The sequence below is a fragment of the Exiguobacterium sp. K1 genome, assembly GCF_033721435.1.
Taxonomy (GTDB): Bacteria; Bacillota; Bacilli; order Exiguobacteriales; family Exiguobacteriaceae; genus Exiguobacterium_A; species Exiguobacterium_A artemiae.
The window spans coordinates 23361-40486 of record NZ_JAOTIT010000003.1; the positions used below are offsets into that span (position 1 = coordinate 23361).

General features: G+C 45.4%; 19 protein-coding genes. 10 read left to right on the plus strand and 9 right to left on the minus strand.

Annotated features, from left to right (window positions below):
• Positions 1 to 48: 48 nt before the first annotated feature.
• Entirely contained in the window at positions 49 to 960 is a 912-nt protein-coding gene (locus N7U64_RS07800; RefSeq protein ID WP_012369589.1) for a magnesium transporter CorA family protein, read from the minus strand.
• A 111-nt stretch (positions 961 to 1071) separates the two neighbouring features.
• Between N7U64_RS07800 and N7U64_RS07805 the strand changes: the two genes are divergently transcribed.
• Complete coding sequence (locus N7U64_RS07805) at positions 1072 to 1992, plus strand: HD domain-containing protein (protein WP_012369590.1); 921 nt, start codon at positions 1072 to 1074, stop codon at positions 1990 to 1992.
• Positions 1993 to 2048: 56 nt separating this feature from the next.
• A complete protein-coding gene (namA, locus tag N7U64_RS07810; protein WP_012369591.1) occupies positions 2049 to 3071 on the plus strand; it encodes an NADPH dehydrogenase NamA in 1023 nt (340 codons plus the stop codon).
• A gap of 64 nt (positions 3072 to 3135) precedes the next feature.
• Here namA and N7U64_RS07815 read toward each other — a convergent pair whose 3' ends face one another.
• The 4 genes from N7U64_RS07815 to N7U64_RS07830 all read right to left on the minus strand — a co-directional run bounded on the left by N7U64_RS07815 (position 3136) and on the right by N7U64_RS07830 (position 5863).
• Positions 3136 to 4050 (minus strand): peptidylprolyl isomerase, encoded by a 915-nt coding sequence (locus N7U64_RS07815; RefSeq protein ID WP_318929201.1) that lies wholly within the window; start codon positions 4048 to 4050, stop codon positions 3136 to 3138.
• Between the two features lie 270 nt (positions 4051 to 4320).
• Positions 4321 to 4890 carry an HTH-type transcriptional regulator Hpr gene (locus tag N7U64_RS07820; RefSeq protein WP_012369593.1) on the minus strand — a complete coding sequence of 190 codons (570 nt, stop codon included), beginning with the start codon at positions 4888 to 4890 and terminating at the stop codon, positions 4321 to 4323.
• 84 nt (positions 4891 to 4974) lie between these two features.
• On the minus strand, positions 4975 to 5316 hold the full coding sequence (locus tag N7U64_RS07825; protein ID WP_290829919.1) for a hypothetical protein: 342 nt from the start codon (positions 5314 to 5316) through the stop codon (positions 4975 to 4977).
• A 121-nt stretch (positions 5317 to 5437) separates the two neighbouring features.
• Complete coding sequence (locus N7U64_RS07830; RefSeq protein WP_012369595.1) at positions 5438 to 5863, minus strand: HIT family protein; 426 nt, start codon at positions 5861 to 5863, stop codon at positions 5438 to 5440.
• Positions 5864 to 5993: 130 nt separating this feature from the next.
• Between N7U64_RS07830 and N7U64_RS07835 the strand changes: the two genes are divergently transcribed.
• The gene (locus N7U64_RS07835) at positions 5994 to 7064 is read left to right on the plus strand and encodes a TcaA second domain-containing protein (protein WP_318929204.1); all 1071 of its coding nucleotides are present in this window, start codon (positions 5994 to 5996) and stop codon (positions 7062 to 7064) included.
• A gap of 69 nt (positions 7065 to 7133) precedes the next feature.
• On the opposite strand, the gene N7U64_RS07840 is transcribed toward N7U64_RS07835, so the two are convergent.
• The 3 genes from N7U64_RS07840 to N7U64_RS07850 are packed head-to-tail and all read right to left on the minus strand — an operon-like array spanning position 7134 to position 7973.
• On the minus strand, positions 7134 to 7385 hold the full coding sequence (locus N7U64_RS07840) for a GlsB/YeaQ/YmgE family stress response membrane protein (RefSeq protein ID WP_012369597.1): 252 nt from the start codon (positions 7383 to 7385) through the stop codon (positions 7134 to 7136).
• 33 nt (positions 7386 to 7418) lie between these two features.
• Positions 7419 to 7670: a GlsB/YeaQ/YmgE family stress response membrane protein gene (locus N7U64_RS07845; protein ID WP_026833749.1), complete on the minus strand. Its 252-nt coding sequence runs from the start codon at positions 7668 to 7670 to the stop codon at positions 7419 to 7421.
• 51 nt (positions 7671 to 7721) lie between these two features.
• The gene (locus N7U64_RS07850) at positions 7722 to 7973 is read right to left on the minus strand and encodes a GlsB/YeaQ/YmgE family stress response membrane protein (protein WP_026833749.1); all 252 of its coding nucleotides are present in this window, start codon (positions 7971 to 7973) and stop codon (positions 7722 to 7724) included.
• Positions 7974 to 8304: 331 nt separating this feature from the next.
• On the opposite strand from N7U64_RS07850, the gene N7U64_RS07855 reads away from it, so the two are divergent.
• Positions 8305 to 9045 carry an ABC transporter ATP-binding protein gene (locus N7U64_RS07855; RefSeq protein WP_318929208.1) on the plus strand — a complete coding sequence of 247 codons (741 nt, stop codon included), beginning with the start codon at positions 8305 to 8307 and terminating at the stop codon, positions 9043 to 9045.
• A complete protein-coding gene (locus N7U64_RS07860; protein ID WP_214765681.1) occupies positions 9042 to 10181 on the plus strand; it encodes an ABC transporter permease in 1140 nt (379 codons plus the stop codon). Before N7U64_RS07855 ends, N7U64_RS07860 begins: the two co-directional genes overlap by 4 nt.
• 63 nt (positions 10182 to 10244) lie before the next feature.
• Here the strand turns inward: N7U64_RS07860 and N7U64_RS07865 are convergent, their stop codons facing one another.
• Positions 10245 to 11540 carry an ammonium transporter gene (locus N7U64_RS07865; RefSeq protein ID WP_214765675.1) on the minus strand — a complete coding sequence of 432 codons (1296 nt, stop codon included), beginning with the start codon at positions 11538 to 11540 and terminating at the stop codon, positions 10245 to 10247.
• 117 nt (positions 11541 to 11657) lie between these two features.
• On the opposite strand from N7U64_RS07865, the gene N7U64_RS07870 reads away from it, so the two are divergent.
• The 5 genes from N7U64_RS07870 to cls all read left to right on the plus strand — a co-directional run bounded on the left by N7U64_RS07870 (position 11658) and on the right by cls (position 17089).
• Positions 11658 to 11960, plus strand: a complete 303-nt coding sequence (locus N7U64_RS07870) for a MerR family transcriptional regulator (RefSeq protein WP_012369603.1) — start codon at positions 11658 to 11660, stop codon at positions 11958 to 11960.
• Between the two features lie 142 nt (positions 11961 to 12102).
• Complete coding sequence (gene hemE, locus N7U64_RS07875; protein WP_012369604.1) at positions 12103 to 13149, plus strand: uroporphyrinogen decarboxylase; 1047 nt, start codon at positions 12103 to 12105, stop codon at positions 13147 to 13149.
• The gene (gene hemH / locus N7U64_RS07880) at positions 13146 to 14078 is read left to right on the plus strand and encodes a ferrochelatase (protein WP_214765673.1); all 933 of its coding nucleotides are present in this window, start codon (positions 13146 to 13148) and stop codon (positions 14076 to 14078) included. Before hemE ends, hemH begins: the two co-directional genes overlap by 4 nt.
• Positions 14068 to 15492, plus strand: a complete 1425-nt coding sequence (hemG, locus tag N7U64_RS07885; RefSeq protein ID WP_318929214.1) for a protoporphyrinogen oxidase — start codon at positions 14068 to 14070, stop codon at positions 15490 to 15492. Before hemH ends, hemG begins: the two co-directional genes overlap by 11 nt.
• A gap of 136 nt (positions 15493 to 15628) precedes the next feature.
• Positions 15629 to 17089, plus strand: a complete 1461-nt coding sequence (cls, locus tag N7U64_RS07890) for a cardiolipin synthase (RefSeq protein WP_318929215.1) — start codon at positions 15629 to 15631, stop codon at positions 17087 to 17089.
• Positions 17090 to 17126 lie beyond the last annotated feature (37 nt).

Genomic DNA, 17126 nt, shown 5'->3' on the forward strand with positions numbered 1-17126 from the left:
AATCCGTGAATTCGTTACACTAAGTATAACGAACTTATGTTCTTACATCTATTTTTTTACTTGCGACTTTTTATTTGGCATGCGCACAAGTGCTCCTAACCAGCCACGGCGTTTCATCCAATAAAAGATTCCACCGGTCGTAAGGAAAATCAAAAACAGGGAACTGGCATATCCGTATTTCCAGTCGAGCTCAGGCATATTTTTAAAGTTCATTCCCCAAATTGCACCGAGCGCCATCATCGGTGTAGCGACGGCTGTGAAAATCGTCAAGGCTTTCATGATTTCATTTCCCCGGAAGTTCGAGACGGTTGTCGACAGATCAAGCAATACTTCAATATCTTTTTGATAGTGTTCAATCAACATCAACAGACGTTCGACCCGCTTTTCGGCCAACCGGTAAGGTAAGGCATCCGTATAGGTACTTTGGCGAACAAAAGCTTCAGGTCCCGCTAGTACAAGTTCACGGAACGGGACAATCAGATCCGACCAGTTTTCGATCGTATCCCGTAAACCGAAGATACTGTCGAGAGAATTCTCATCGATACTTCCCCGAAGCTCATCCTGTCTTAAAAACAGTTCGGTTTCAAAAGCATCGATTCCCGAGAAGTAAGTATTCATTTGCAGAGATAACAGCGCATAAAAAGCTTCGAAAGGGGTCGTCGTTTCAAAAGGTTCGATTAAGGAAACTACATGTTCCGATAAGCCGATTGTAATCAGTTCCGTCGGTGAAAGATAATAGCAGATGGAACGGCGGTCACTTTTATCAGCCGGATTTTGCCAAGTCACGATGGAGCCGTACAGTAAATCAAGTTCGACCCGTGTGAAGTTCATATCTTTAGTAGACAGTTGATTCAGCCAATCCAGTTTAAAAGCATCGGTCGGTGTTTGAGAATGAAAATATTCTTCAAATTCGGCAAGCGTTAAAAAACGATGCCAGCTAAAGAGTGAGTCGGATTCCATGTTTTGAGCTCCTATATAGTAGAATGGTAGAGTGACGTCTGACAGTCAGAGAAATATGTAAACAGTTCTAATCAAAATGAGTCCAGATAAATAAAAAGGATGTGTTGTGAAATGAAAGGTATCGGTCAGTTGGCGATTGGTGAAATGCTCGATCAACGAGTCATGATCAAGCAGGCATTAAAAGGAATCGCCGCAAACGGAAAACCTTATCTGACATTGATTTTAGCAGATAAGACGGGAGAAATTGAAACAAAGATGTGGGACACGAGTGATCTTGAAAAATATGCTCCTAAATTCATCGTCCATGCAGCTGGTGAAGTGATGGATTACCGGGGACGGACACAATTAAAATTGAAGCAAATCACCGTGTTGGACGAAACGAATGTAGAAGATTACATTCAATCGGCACCACTTCCGCGGGAACAGATTGAAACGGAAGTACTCGGTTTCATCGAATCGATTCAACATGCCGAGATGAAGAAGCTGGTCAAACATCTTGTCATCAAAGATTTCGACGCGTATTTCACACATCCGGCAGCGGTCAAAAACCATCATGCGTTTTATTCTGGTTTATCCTATCATGTCCTGTCGATGTTAAAACTGGCGGATCAAATTGCCCGTCTGTATCCTACATTAAATCGTGATTTGTTGATTGCAGGTGTCGTATTGCATGATTACGCCAAAATCAAGGAATTATCCGATCCTGTCACACCGGAATATACGCTTCCCGGAAAGCTTGTCGGGCATATTTCATTGATGGTCGCAGAATTAGAAAAGGTCGGGGCAGAGTTACAAATCGACGCAGAAGTTTTGACGGTCTTACAGCATCTCGTCTTAAGCCACCATGGGCGTCCGGAGTGGGGATCGGCAGTGGCACCACAGATGCGTGAAGCCGAGGTATTATTCCTGATCGATAATCTAGATGCGCGGATGACGATGATGGATCGTTTGCTCGAGTACGTGGAACCCGGCCAATTTTCTGAACGATCGTTCGCATTGGATAATCGTTCATTTTATCGTCCCAAGCTGTAAAAAGATGACGTAAAAAGATTCAACAGGATTTGAAATTGACCAGAGGAGTGGAATTCATGAAAACCAAACTATTCGAAGCAATCCAAATCGGGGGACTTCAGTTCCGGAATCGTGTCATCATGGCACCGATGTGTATGTATAGTGCAAAAGAAGATGGACTCGTAACCAATTGGCACGTCACGCATTACGCCTCACGTGCAGTCGGTGGCGTCGGTGGTGTCATCTTAGAGGCAACAGCTGTCACACCGGACGGTCGAATCTCAGCCGGTGATTTAGGCGTCTGGTCGGATGATCACATTGACGGACTTCGCCGCATTGCCGATCAAGTAAAAGCGGCCGGTGCAAAAGCGGGAATCCAACTGGCGCATGCCGGACGGAAAAGCACAACGGCTAAACCGCCTGTCGCACCATCAGCAATCGGATTCGATGATTCATATGATCATCCGCATGAACTGACAGTGGAAGAAATCGATGTCATCAAACAACAATTCGTCGAGGCGGCACTTCGCGTTGAACAGGCGGGCTATGATTTCATCGAATTGCACGGAGCACACGGCTATCTGATCAATACCTTTTTGTCCCCGTTATCCAACAAACGTCAGGATCAGTACGGTGGATCGATGGAAAACCGGATGCGCTTCTTGCTTGAAATCATTGACGCCATTCAAGAGAAGTCAGATCTGTCATTATGGGTCCGGATTTCGGCAGCAGACCATGCACCGGGTGGAATGACGGCGGCGGATTATATCCCGCTGGCCGAGGAATTGTTAAAGCGGAACATCGACTTGCTGGATTGCAGTTCAGGAGCCGTTGTTGCCAATGCCGTTCCGGAAGTTTATCCCGGCTACCAAGTACCGTATGCAGCGGAAATCAAACAGGCAACCGGCATCAAGACAGGGGCGGTAGGATTGATTACGACGGCAACGCTCGCGGAAGAAATCATCCGCAGCGAACGGGCGGACGTCATCTTGCTTGCACGTGAACTTCTGCGTCAACCGTATTGGGTTTATCATGCGGCAGCGGAACTTAAGGATGAGGTCAGTTTACCAAAGCAATATGAACGGGCTCCGATTAGGTAAAAAGAATAGGAATCAGAGCTAAAAAAATCCCTGCCTTCCATGATGGAAGCAGGGATTTTTACGCTTATTGTTGTTGCTGTTGCATCTGTTGTTGCATTTGTTGCTGCTCTTGTTTATCAAGGTCAAAAGCATCTTTGAAGTCTTTGTTTTCGACTTTAACATCATACTTTTTCATCAATGAACGGTAGATATCGTTTGGATTGACTTGAGCTGATTTTTCTTCAGCTAAGGCTTTTTTGATTCGATCGGATTCTTTTTCGAGCGTAAAGTCTTTTTTCTCTTTACGGTCTGTCACTTTAATGATGTGGTATCCGAACTGTGTTTTGATCGGGTCAGAAATTTTACCTTCAACGCCATCCTTGAACGCATAATTTTCGAATTCCTCGACCATTTTACCTTTTGTGAAGTATCCGAGATCTCCACCTTTTGTTGCGCTACCCGTATCTGTTGATTTCGCTTTAGCGATTTTAGCAAAATCGCCGCCTTCATCAAGTTGTTTCTTGATTGCTTTTGCTTCGGATTCTTTTTCAACAAGAATGTGGCTCGCTTTTACTTCCACTTTTTCCTGGTTGAAGCGGTCTTCGATTTCTTTATCCGTTACTTTTGATTTTGCTGATTTCGCTTCTGTTAGGAGCATTTGTGTCCGAAGAACTTTTTCAAATTCTTTTTCGTTCTTGATACCGGCTGTTTGAAGAGTCGTATTGAACTGTTCTTTATCCGGGAACTGATCTTTTGTTTTCTTGACTTCAGCTTCTACTTCTTTATCCGTTACTTTTTTACCGTATTCTTTTTCAAGCAATTTGTTCATCGTTTGTTGGAAAGCAATTTGTGCGCCTGCTTTTTGGTACGCCTCATCTTGGACGTCCGCTTTATTGACTTCTCCGCCTTTGTAGTTGATGACAGCTTCGTCATTTGAACCACATGCTGCTAATGTGAATACGCTTGCCACTGCTGCTACACTTAAAAGTTTCTTTTTCATACATACACCCCTAATTTACCATTTATTTCAACCGTTCTATCATATCATATCTTCGTTATCTTGACAGCTTTCCGCAAAATCGAAAGTGATTTGCTCTTACACTATGCTATCACATCAAGTACAGGAGGAGAGGACTATTTTTGTGGGAAATTGTGAGGTGCCGCAACGTTTTGAGACAGAATGGTAAAGGGAACGTCATGTGCATAAAGACAGAAAAAACGTCCTAGGCCTCAAGGCTTAGAACGTTAACTTCCTGAATTCATGCAAAGGTCATGCTTTTTTGATGGAATCGATGACAGGGTCTTGCGGACGGCGGTCCGCTTCTTCCGTAATCATTTTCGATGTCTCGGCAAAGATGTCCATAAAGCTGTCACCGTAAAGGCGACGAACGATGGCTGAGATGTCCGTCAGCTCTGGGAATTTCCCGTACAGCTCCTGCAGAGGTAGGGAAGCACGGAAAACTCCGTTTTCTTCCGGACGGAATGCTTGAATCGTCTCAAGTAGGAGACTTTCGCCTTCCGGTGTCAGTTGAACATAGGTATTTCGTTTATCCGTCTCTTTTTTTGAAAACGTCAAAAGTCCACGGTCTTCTAATTTTTTAGAGAAGTTGAATGCAGTCGAGACGTGCATGACACCGTATTTTGCGATTTCAGAAATCGAAGCACCACCCAGTGCATGAGAAATCCACAAAATATGATGTTCATTAATATTTAAATCAAATGGTTTAATCCAATTTTGCCAATCTTTTTCTACCGTTTTCCATAGTGCTTTGCTTAATTGGACAATTTTATGACTGTATAACAGTGCTTCTTGTCCAGGATATAATTTTTCGTGTTCCATATCTGACTCATCCTTTCGAAAGGTGACAATGGCTCAAACGCGCAAAATGCAAACTATACAAAAACAAATCGAAGCAGCGGACCGTTATTGTTGGGGAGTGAGATGATCGACGTCTTGTTTTGCCTCATCAGCAAACTTTTGAAGACGAGCGAGTGATTCTTGAACCTCTGATTGGTACTGAGAGACGTCTTTTGTAACTTCCTCTTTAAAAGCCGTACCAGAAAGTTTGGCTGTCTCTATTAGATTCTTTCCCTCCTGCGTTAAATCCTGCATACTCGTTACGATTGTAGAATAAGAATTTCGACGTTGTTTACCATTCGAAGAGTCACTTTTAGTACCTTGGCGAAGCGCCTTCAAACCGTAAAAAGTCACAAGCGACAGCGTAGCACCAAAAGCGACCCAGTTACGATGGGGACGCTTCGACATAGTTTACCTCCTTTCGATACTAAAATATTTGTTTCATATTATTTTACCGAAAATTCGATATTAGAAACCTATTTCGGCAATATTTTTAAAATGAGTCAGTAATCGGACTGTTTTTGAGGTATCAAAGACGATTTTTGATGGATTCGGCAATCGTTGCTAACTCATCCGCCGTATATTCTTCATTGTGTACTTCCCATTTGGCACCAAATCCGTCATGTTTATCGTGGCGCGGGATGAGATGGAGGTGGAAATGGGAAACGGACTGCCCGGCAACCTTTCCGGTATTTGATAAAAGGTTCATTCCGGCAGCACCGGTCTCCTGTTGGATAGCCCGACTGATTTCCGGAACGGTCGCAAAAACAGCCTGTGCACTTTCTGATGATAAATCGTAAATGTTATCGGCATGTTGTTTTGGAATGACAAGCGTATGACCTTTCGTTACTTGTGAGAGATCAAGAAAAGCCAACACTTCTTCGTTTTCAAAAACCTTATGACTCGGGATTTCATGATTGGCAATCTTACAGAAAATACAGTTTTCTTTTTGCAATAGACTCACTCCTTTAGATAGATATAGCTTCAGTATACTCGACCAACTCAGTCTTGCGGGCGATTGACAAGGATATGAAGGGTTTCTAAACTAAAGGAAATCCTGAAACATGAAAGTAGGGGAAACGAAGATGCCGTCTCGCATCACTGTATATGAGAAAAAGAAAAAACGAAATCAGCGGATCGGACTCATCATAGGGATCATCGTACTCGTTTGTCTGATTGCTTGGATTGGCTGGAGTCAAATCAAACCGGCCGCCGAACGGCAACAGACCGACAAAGTATTTCAAAAGGCCTTGCAGGAACAAGACAAGGAAACGTTTCAGCAGCTCGTGTACCTTAACAACAAACCGTTAAAGCTGGCAGAAACGAATCAGCTCATGACATGGTTTAAGGCGGATCCGGAGCGTTTGGAACGAACGTTGGCTGAAATTAAGTCGGATCAAAAAAAATATCCGGAAAAAACCGTAAAAACAGCACAACAGGATCTGTTCCTGCTCAAAAAACAGCCCGGACGATTTTGGTTTGATACGTATACGCTTCATTTAAACAAACAGACATTGGAAGTGAAAGTGGATACGGAAACGGCATCCATCTCAGTTGATGATGCACCGGCGGGGAAGGCGGATCAACAAAATCCGTTAATCATCGAACGTTTTCCGGGCGAATATGATGTGTCGGTGCGCGTGGAAGCGAACGGAAAGACGGGACAAGCAAGTGAAACGGTTCAGTTGGGGGATCAGAAAAAAACAACGGTAGTATTTCAACTGGCGCAACAAATTGCTCCGGATCAAAAAGAACAATATGGTGTCGATATCGAAAAGTTACTCGAAGCGGAAGTGAAGGCAAGAACCGGTAAAACCGTGGAACAGATGACGGCTTATATCGGCAAAAGTCAATCGGAAGTGGAAAAATCATTTGGCCCTCCGACGAACCGCATTGCCAATAAGGCGATCTATGACGGGTTTGAAGTAGCGTACGAGAATCAGGAAGTGAGCAGTATCTTAATTGATTTGAATAAAACAACATCTGAACTGGAAGCCGTCGCCGGCAAGCCGGAGTCTAAATCCACTGAAACCATCGGGACGGTCTGGAAATATCCATCAAGCTTTTTTGACGACTTGCTCGGATGGCTGAATATCAAGTCGGAAAAACGGGTGATTGAACGATCCGGTAAAATGTGGCTCGAGTTGCGTGATTAAAAAAGTGCAACCCATATAAAAAAACCACGGGGGATTTTATATCTCCCGTGGTTTTTGCTGTACATTAGATTATCGTTTGTTCACCGCACGAAGGATGAACGATACGATTAAGATTAAGATGATGGCACCAAGGATAGCTGGCACGATTGCGAAACCGGCAACTGACGGTCCCCAACTTCCGAAAAGAGCTTGTCCGATCATTGAACCAACAAAACCTGCGATGATGTTACCGATAACGCCACCTGGTACATCTTTACCGAGAATAAGACTTGCTAACCAACCAATAATACCACCAACGATTAAAGCCCATAAGAATCCCATTTAAAACACTCCTTTTAGTTTTAGTAGTTTAAATTATTTGCGACGTACTGAACGAAGAATCAACGATACGATGAAGATTAAGATGATAGCACCGAGGATAGCCGGAATAATTGCGAATCCGCCGACGACAGGTCCCATTGTTCCAAAGATTGCTTGACCAATCATTGCTCCGACGAAACCAGCGACGATGTTACCGATGATACCACCCGGTACGTCTTTTCCGATGATGAGACTAGCTACCCATCCGATTAATCCACCAACAATTAAAGCCCATAAGAATCCCATTTAAAAACACTCCTTCAATAAAATTTACGTTCTAGTTGTTATTTTGAAAAATCATTTTCGACGTACTGAACGAAGAATCAGTGATACGATGAAGATTAAGATGATTGCACCTAAGATAGCTGGAATAATTGCGAATCCACCGACAACAGGACCCATTGTCCCAAAGATTGCTTGACCGATCATTGCTCCGACAAAACCAGCAACGATGTTACCGATGATACCGCCTGGTACGTCTTTCCCGATGATGAGACTAGCTACCCAACCGATTAATCCACCGACGATTAAAGCCCATAAGAACCCCATTCGGAACCCTCCTTTTCTTACTTTAGATTTACCTGTTTTCAGGCAGTTGTAAACACATTGAAAGATGAAAGCCTTTAAATAATCGTTTCAACCAGTGAGGTAAGAACGTTAAAATTAAAATGTCTAGACGATTATACCAGTTACCTCTTGAAGAAACTTGTATTTAAAATGCTACTTTCAATTTTTGTAAGTCGTTTTCATATATTGATGTAACGATTACACTTAGAGTAATTACCGTAAAAAGATGTATTCAAACCTTTTCTTCATAAAAAAATGACTCAAACTAGAAAAGTGAGAATGAATTGTCTAGGATGGTTAATGAAGGGAGTCGATGAGTATGTTGTTAAAAATAAATGATTTATCTGGGGGATATGGAGCAAAAAAAGTCCTCCATGACATTAATATATCGGTAAATAGAGGAGAACTTGTTGGATTAATCGGTTTAAACGGTGCCGGTAAATCGACGACGATTAAACATATCCTCGGTTTATTACCGGTCAAGTCAGGAGAAGTTCTGATCAACGGAGTCAGTTTGGAACAGGATGAACAAACATACCGAAAACAGGTCGCTTATATTCCGGAACAGCCGATGTTATATGAACAATTGACTTTACGCGAACATTTGCGTTTGATGGCGCAAGGATATGCCGTCGAGGAGAAGCAGGCGCAAGAACGAATGAATCATTACGCAGAACGGCTTCGGATGACCAAACAGCTGGAATGGTTTCCGAGTGTCTTTTCCAAAGGGATGAAACAAAAGGCGATGATCCTCTGCGCCCTGGTGACAGGCAGTGAGCTGCTGATCGTCGATGAACCGTTTGTTGGACTCGATCCACTTGCGATTCGGGAACTGTTGACGATTTTCAGTGAATTGAAAGCGGACGGAAAAGGAATCTTGATGTCGACCCATATTTTAGAGACGGCAGAACGTCATTGCAATCGTTTTATCTTATTGCATGAAGGGCGAATTGCAGCGGAAGGAACGACGGAAGATCTTCGAAATCGCTACGATTTGATGGACGGTTCCCTTGATGACATTTACGTCGCTGCCATCGAGGAGGCAGAACGATGACAAGTTCTGTTTTATGGCGTACACGATACCAGGCTGCCATGGCGGAGATGACGAAGTATACCCGGTATATGGCAAACGGCGGATTGCTGTTTACGGTCTATTTCGTCGTCTTATACGGTCTTGTCGTGTACGGTCGATTTTTGGATCAGCTCGATCCATCGTTTCCGGGAAATCTGGTCATGGGCAGCCTGTTCATCTTGTTGGCGTTTTACCGCTCGACACGGACGTTTTTGACCGAGGCGGACCAAGTCTTCCTGCTTCCGAGTCTGCCGCACCTTGCAGGGTATATGAAGCGAATCCGGGTATATAACGCTCTGTTTGGTATGATCCGGGCAGTGATCCCGTTTCTCGCGGTTGCTGTATTATATGTGCGGACAGAAGAAACTTCACCCATCGGATTATTCATTCTGTTTGTCGCCTTAAGCATGATTGGTGCGGCTGCTAATTTATCAAAACTTGAAGGAGTCGGTCATCGACTGGTCCTCTTATACGCAACCGGTGCCGGAATTCTTGTTATGCTCGGAATGGGTTCATTCAGCATCGTGGTTACGGGTCTTCTGTTGTTGACGCTTCATTTGAAGAAACAGGATCAGTTACCGTTGATGGAGTGGATTGCGCTGGAACAGGAATCGCGGGATCGCTTTTACCGGATTGCAAACTGGTTTGTTGATGTACCACGCCTGTCGACGACATACAAACGGCGACGACTTTTGAGTCATCTCGTCGAAAAAATCGGATTCGACCGGAACCGGACGTTTGATTACCTGTACATGAAACAATTCATTCGAAGTACGGATGGAATCGGTTTAATCGTTCGTTTGACACTGATCGGCGCCGTCTTCATGTGGCTTGGTAAAGACAATGAATGGTTAGTGGTGCTTGCCGTACCCGCCTTCAGTGGATTGACCAGCTTTCAATTGGCGCCATTCACCCGGGCCATCGATTCCCATCTGTTGACCCGCCTGTTGCCGTTTGGAGACGCAACGGCATCAAAACGGAAAGTCCTTCGAACCACTTCATTTTTACAAGTGATGGTTTTAACGGGAATCGGGTATGTGATCAGCGGTTTTCCGACTGTTATCGCAGGCGCTGTTTTAGCACTCGTCATCGCGGAATATTACGCGAGGAAAAAGTAACCGTAGAATCAAAGACAAAACACCCCTTCGCCGTCACGGCGAAGGGGTGTTTGACGGTGAAATTCAGTTGACTTTTTCAGTCGATTCTTCTTCATACGTAGGATGCAACTCTTTGCTGACCGGTGCAGGGAGGTCGTAAGAAGCTTGTCCATGCTCGGCAACGTCCAGTCCACGGAGTTCATCTTCACGTGTAATCCGGAGACCGATTGTTACATCGAGTAACTTGAGGAAGACATAACTTAGGACACTGACGACGACGACGGCAAAGACGACGCCGAGTGCTTGCACCCCAAGTTGTGTAAAACCGCCGCCGTAAAATAATCCGGCTTGTCCGATGCCTGTAATTTCAACGAGTCTCGGTGAAGCGAAGAATCCGGTAGCAAGTGTGCCCCAAATCCCGGCAACACCATGAACCGAGAACGCACACAACGGATCATCGACGCGACGGGCGAGCAGGATACTTGTTCCGTACGTGATGACTCCGGCCAGGAAACCGATTACGACGGCTCCCCACGGTTCGACGAAAGCACAAGCGGCTGTGATGGCGACGAGAGCAGCCAGGACGCCGTTGATGATCGACGGGATATCTGCGACCCGACGGTGCCAGAAGGAAATGGCGAGTGCACCAAGCGCACCGGCAGCGGTCGCAAGTAAAGTCGTCAAGGCGACATAACTGAAGAATCCGTCAGCAATCGTTAACGTCGAGCCGGCATTGAATCCAAACCAACATAACCAAAGGATAAACGCACCGACGACGGAATAGATGACGTTATGACCAAGTAACGGTGTTTTTTCTGCTCCAATCCGTTTTTTCAAGATTAAAGCAGCGACGAGAGCAGCGATTCCACCTTGTAAGTGGACGACTGTCGATCCGGCAAAATCCTGCATCCCGAGGGAACCGAGGAAGCCGCCTGCCCAAACGGAACGGGCGATAATCGGATAGATGACAGCGACGAAGAATGTTCCGAACAATAGGTAAACGGACAATTTTGCCCGTTCCGCAAAACCGCCCCAAGCGATCGCAAGGGATACTGCGACAAAGGATAACTGGAAGAGGAATTTGACATCGATGGTTACATTTGACCAGTCAAGGCTTGAAAATCCGCCATGAAGGAAAAATCCTTCTGTTCCAATCAAACCGGGTCCGTCTCCGAACGTCAGTCCGAAGCCGATTGCCCAAAAGGCAAGAGCGGCAACGGAAAAACTGATTAATTGTTTAACCGCAACGTGTCCAGCATTCTTCGCCCGTAACATGCCTGTTTCGAGTAATAAAAATCCAATCTGCATCGTAAAGACTAATAAAGTAGCGAATAAGACATAAAACGTATCGACCGAAACTAACATTTCTTCTAATTTCATCTTCGTTCCTCCTTTATCAATTTAAAGTATGTGTTTACTTTAGACGGAAATCCCTTCCAAGAAACGTCTTGTGTCAGAAAATCTGACATGGTATTTTGAAGGAAAGGAGTGACGAAGATGAACTACCGGGAGAAGAAGGTGATGACGATTGGGATTGTCTGCGAATTGACCGGTTTATCGGAACGGCAAATTCGTTACTACGAAGAACGGAAATTGATTTTTCCGGAGCGGACGAACGGAAAAACCCGAAAGTATTCCTTTACAGATATCGAGCGACTGGTAGAAGTCGCAGAAAAGATTGAAGACGGGTGGCGGACACACGAAATCCGTGAAAAAGAACGAAAAGTAACAGAACAACAACGTTCGGATTTAATTCGTGGACAGTTGAATGCTGCCTTCGGACTTTACAAGAAACGGTGAACATTTGATGAACGGGTAACAGAACTGTAATTTTGTAAACGATTTATTGGCACACCGTTCTGAATTTCAGATATAATGTTTCTGTGTTCACAAACTTATCGTGCGTTATTTTGGGGCGTTAGAACGAGTAAAAGGGGTAGTTATGATGAAAAACTTTAATGATACATTTTTGCGGGCCATTCGTGGCGAAGAAGTAAGCCATGTACCGGTCTGGTATATGCGGCAAGCAGGTCGGTATCAAGCCGAGTATCGTGAAATCAAGAAGACACGGACACTTTTTGAGATTACACATGATCCTGAGTTGTGCGCCTATGTGACAGAACTGCCGGTCAAACAGTTGGGAGTCGACGCAGCAATCCTTTATAAAGATATTATGACGCCCTTGCCTTCAATGGGTGTCGACGTCGAAATCAAAAGCGGCATCGGTCCTGTCATTGCTAATCCAATCCGGACAATGGATGATGTTCAAGCGCTCCAAACCTTTAAAAAAGAAGATATTCCCTACATTTTCGAGACGATTAAATTATTGCGCGAACGTCTTGAAGTACCGTTGATCGGTTTTTCGGGAGCACCGTTTACATTAGCAAGCTATATGATCGAAGGCGGACCGTCAAAAGGTTATCATAAGACGAAAGCATTGATGTATGGTCACCCTGATGTCTGGCATGCTTTAATGGAGAAACTCGGAGATATGGTCATCGATTATATCAAAGCACAAGTTGATGCCGGTATCCAGGCGTTTCAAATCTTCGATTCGTGGGTCGGTACGACGAGTCGCAACGATTATGTCCTTTACATCAAACCGACGATGGAACGTATTTTCACGGAATTAAAAGAAACAGGCGTTCCGATGATCATGTTTGGTGTCGGAGCAAGTCACTTGGCAGAAGAATGGCATGATCTTCCGCTTGATGTCGTCGGACTCGACTGGCGTTTGTCGGTAGACGCGGCACGTGAACGCGGACTGACAAAAACCTTGCAGGGAAATCTTGATCCATCTTATCTGCTCGCTCCATGGGAGATTCTTGAAGCCAAAACAAAAGAAATCCTTGATATGGGCATGAAACGCCCTGGTTTTATCTTTAACTTAGGGCACGGTATCTTCCCGGAAGTGGATCCGGAAGTCTTAAAACGTCTCACTGCATATATCCATGATTACTCGAAAGAAAAAATGGAGGTAGCGAAATGAAAACACTAGGATTACTCGTCATGGCGTACGGTACGCCGTACAAACCGGAAGACATTGAACGGTATTACACACATATCCGCCGTGGGCGGAAACCGTCTCCAGAAGCATTGGCTGAACTGACAGAGCGGTATGAAGCAATCGGTGGTGTTTCACCACTGGCACAAGTCACGATTGATCAAGCGGAAGAACTGCACCGCCAACTGACTGAAAAATATGCAGGCGAAATCGAATTCAAACTGTATCTCGGTCTGAAGCATATCGAACCATTCGTCGAAGACGCCGTGGAACAAATGGCGAAAGACGGTATCACGGAAGCGGTCACGGTTGTACTGGCACCACACTACTCGACGTTCAGCATCCGTTCATACAACGGTCGTGCAAAAGAAGTAGCAGACAAACACGGCATCCATTTAGCTTCTGTTGAGTCATGGTACAAAGAAGAAGCTTTCATCGACTGGTGGGGCACGGAAATCCGGAAAACATTTGATGCGTTACCGGTACCGGAAGATAAAGCAGTCCTTGTCGTCTCAGCCCACAGTTTACCGGAAAAAATCATTGCGAACGGTGACCCATACCCGGAACAATTAAAAGAGACAGCAGATTTGATTGCGGCCCGCGCCGGTGTCAAGCATATGATCACAGGCTGGCAGTCAGCCGGACAAACGCCAGAACCTTGGCTCGGACCAGATGTACAAGACTTGACGCGTGACGTCTATGAAGCAGAAGGATACGAAGCATTCGTCTACGTTCCGGTCGGATTCGTCGCCGATCACTTGGAAGTCCTGTTCGACAATGATTATGAGTGTAAAGTCGTCTGTGACGAACTGGGCATCCATTACGCACGTCCGATCATGCCGAACGCAGATCCTGCCTTCATGAAAGCGGTCACTGAGGCTGTTTCAAAACAGGTCGGCAGTTATGTCAAGTAAACGTCTCGTCATCGTCGGCGGTGGTATTACTGGTCTTGCCGCTGCCTATTACGCAGAACGTGCCTTTCCCGATTTGAACATTACATTGCTTGAAGCCGGAGAACGTCTTGGCGGGAAGGTCGCGACGTACCGGGAAGACGGTTTTACGATTGAGCGTGGACCGGATTCTTACGTCGCCCGCAAACACATTTTGACGGATTTGATTGAAGCAATCGGACTTGGTGAAAAACTGGTCCGAAACAATACATCCCAAGCGTTCATTTTGGATACGGGTGGCCTTCATCCGATTCCGAAAGGCGCTGTCATGGGAATTCCGACGGATCTTGACTTGTTTCGGCAAACGACGTTACTGACAGAAGAGGAGAAACAGGAAGTCGCAGACTTGCTGTTGCATCCGTCTGACAGTCTGAGGATTCCGGAACAGGACATTCCGCTCGGGGAATATTTGCGTCCGCGGCTCGGTGATGCATTAGTTGAAAAACTGATTGAACCGTTGCTGTCCGGAATTTATGCCGGCAATATCGATCAGATGAGTACGTTTGCGACCTATCCGCAGTTCGTCGCAAATGAACAAAAAGCCGGCTCATTGTTTGAAGGAATGCGTCTGATGCGTCCGCTCGATCAATTGCCGCAAACTCCCCAGACAACAATTAAGGCAACGGGACAGTTCTTATCGCTTGAAACAGGACTCGAATCGTTGATTGAACGGTTGGAAGAGGTGCTCGAACGCTCGGAAATTCGTCTCGAAACCCCATTACTGGCGATCTCACGTGAAGATGGACGATACCGGCTGAAAACGGACCACGGTCCAGAGTACGCCGATTATGTCCTCTTGACGATACCGCATCCGCAAGTCGTTCAACTGTTACCGGATGCTCATTTACCGGAACTTGAGCAGTTAACGACCCACTCGACGGCAACGGTAACGATGATTTTTGATCAACAGCAGTCGCTGCCAATTGAAGGAACAGGTTTTGTCGTCAATCGACGGGCACCGTACTCGATTACGGCCTGTACGGCGATTGATCAAAAATGGAATCATTCGGCTCCCGATCACACGGTCCTTCGGGCATTTGTCGGACGACCGGGTAATGACCATCTGGTTCATGAATCAGATGAGGTATTGCAACAGGCCGTGCTGCAGGACTTGGAAAAGATCTGTGGTCGGACGTTAGAGCCGAAGCAGGTCATCATCAGCCGTTTGATGGATGGTCTTCCTGCTTACACCGTCGGTCATGCCGACCGGATTCAGCGTGTCCGGGAAGAAGTATTGGCACAATATCCGGGCATTTATCTCGCCGGTCTTGCCTATGACGGGGTCGGATTGCCGGATTGTGTAGCCAGTGCAAAAACAATGGTTGAATCAATTGAATTGGAACAATCCCACGCGGATGAATCCGTCAATGAAACATAAAATCTTATCCAGTGCAGGAAACTCCATCTTTTTTAGGAGTTTCCTGCACTTTTTTGTTTTATTTACTTTGAAAATAAGGAATACCTTATACATTGCAGTGGGAAAAGGTGACAGGTAAAACAAAGGAGGAGATCCAGTGCTTGACGTGTTGAGTACGATGCTCGTCATATTGGCTTACGGCTTGATTATCGTTAATGTATTGGCGGTCATCACCGTCATTTTTTTAGAGCGGCGGGATGTCGGCGCAACGTGGGCGTGGGTCTTGATTTTATATTTTGTTCCGTTGATTGGGTTTCTGATTTATTTATTTTTTGGACGTCTCTTGAAAAAAACAAATTTTTATCACGTCGAACAAACGGAACAACAAGAACAGTCACGCCGTGTTGCTTTGCAACTGGCTGAGCTCGACAAACATGAGACACAACAGCGTCATCCAGCAATCATCCGGTACGATCAATTGATCCGGATGAATTTGATATCAAATGATGCGTTGCTCAGCTTTAAAAATGATGTCGTGATTTTATCGGACGGTGAACAAAAATTCAATCGGATGATGACCGATATTTTAAACGCGGAACACGAAATCAACATCCAGTATTACATCATTCAAAAGGATTCACTGGGACAGGCCTTGATTGCCGCTTTGACGAACAAAGCGAAACAGGGAATCAAAGTCCGGTTGCTCTATGATGCGGTCGGATCCCGCGATTTAAAACGGTCCGACTTTAAGGAATTAATGAAACATGACGGAGAAGTGTACGCCTTTTTCCCGCCGACAATCGGTCTGATTAATTTCCGTCTCAACAACCGGAATCACCGGAAGTCCTGTATCGTCGATGGGAAGATTGGTTATATCGGCGGCTTTAACGTCGGAACGGAGTATTTAGGGATCGACGAAAAATTCGGCTACTGGCGCGACACGCATTTCCGGTTGGAAGGAGAGGTTGTTCACGATCAACTGGACCGATTCATCTTGGATTGGAACCAGGCCAGCGACAGCTATACGCCTAAAAATACTTTTTATTATGGCGCCCACTCGATTGAACAGGAATTGCCGATGCAGATTGTGACGTCGGGTCCGGATTCAAAAACGGAACATCTCAAAAATCTGCTGATTAAAATGATTTCATCCGCCAAACAATCGATTTATATTCAGTCGCCTTACTTCATTCCGGATACGAGTTATATGGACGCCTGCAAAATGGCGTTACTGGCAGGTGTCGAAATCCGGATCATGATTCCGAACAAACCGGATCATCCGTTTGTTTACTGGGCGACGACGGCAGCGGCCGGTGAGTTGATTGATTACGGAGCGAAAATCTATACGTATGAACCGGGGTTTCTCCATGCGAAAACGATTGTTGTCGATCGAGAAATCGCCTCCGTCGGAACGACGAATATCGATGCCCGGAGCTTCCGATTGAATTTTGAGATGAACTCGATCGTCTACGACCGGCATGTTGCTGAAGAATTAGCCCGTTTGTTCGAAGCGGATTGTCTTGTCTGTGAGCAACTGACCGCTGAAAAATATGCGGAACGATCCCGGTTCGTTAAGTTTAAAGAAAGTATTTCCCGCTTGTTGTCTCCGATCCTTTGAGCGGCATCAAAAGGGTCGGAACAGGAATATCGTCTTG